General features: G+C 46.3%; 1 protein-coding gene. It reads left to right on the top strand.

What is annotated here, in order from left to right:
• Nucleotides 1-793: 793 nt before the first annotated feature.
• Nucleotides 794-944: transposase family protein (locus tag E4631_RS27185; RefSeq protein WP_135318615.1), on the top strand; the 151-nt coding region annotated here is incomplete at its 3' end.

The following is a 944-nucleotide window of genomic DNA, read 5'->3' as shown; positions in this document are numbered from 1 at the left end:
ACATGTGCCGCTTCCTATTGAGGCGACTTGGTGGGCTGTTTTATTAGCCCTGGCTTGCCGTTTGCAAGCCTTGTTTGCGATTGGGAGTGCAAAGGTACGAATACTTTTTAAACTTCCAAATTTTTCTTTTAAAAATTTTCAGCAGCGTTTCTGATTGATTCGGCTGCTTGCCCATTCCCTTTCGGATTGGGAGTGCAAAAGTACTGACTTTTTCTGACGCTGCAAACTTTTCCCAAAAAAAGGTCCGGTAAACTATTACGGCCATAGACTCGAAAGGATTTTGAAGGCTTGTTTATCAGGTTATTATGATTTGAAAATTTATAGCAAAAACACAACAACTACTGGCAAATGGCAAATAAGGCAACCTAGCGAACAGCCTTTACCAAGCTTCCTAGACGGATACAAACGCCTAACAGGCTGCGTGACGACGGTATGTCCTACCCCTTTATGTACGCGTACGCACCCAGCATTACCCTTGCTGAACTTTCAGGCTACATCTACTGCCTACTCAATGGGGGGTAGCAGCCAACTCAAGCTTACCTATAAGACTTGGCTGTGGGTACATGCGCACAGAAAATCATTTATGCCTTGGTGCCGTAGCGACTTGTGTGGGTAGCCAGTCTGCCTTAGGGTTCGTTGTGGGGATTAGCGTACCTGCTTCTACCCCACTTTGAGTAGGTAGAGTTGATTCCTTTGGCCGATGCCGCTTTGCGCTATTTACGTGGTGCCTTCTCTTTACTCATATAGGTAAGCAGGGCAAAAGCACCAAAAGGTAAGTTAGCGACCTTTGGGGATGGAAGAAGAAGTAGCGGATTTCTTTTGGCAGGTAACGGACTATCGGGTGGAGGGGCGCTGTCTACACGAGCTAAGCGATATTATTTGGCTGGTGCTGTGCGGCTTACTGGCTGATTGCGAAGATTTTGAGCAGATTTATGATTACGCCT

Source organism: Hymenobacter sp. UV11 (assembly GCF_004684095.1).
In the GTDB taxonomy this organism is placed as follows: Bacteria; Bacteroidota; Bacteroidia; order Cytophagales; family Hymenobacteraceae; genus Hymenobacter.
The sequence above is the reverse complement of the archived record's forward strand: the minus strand, read 5'-3'. Positions and strand labels throughout refer to the sequence as shown.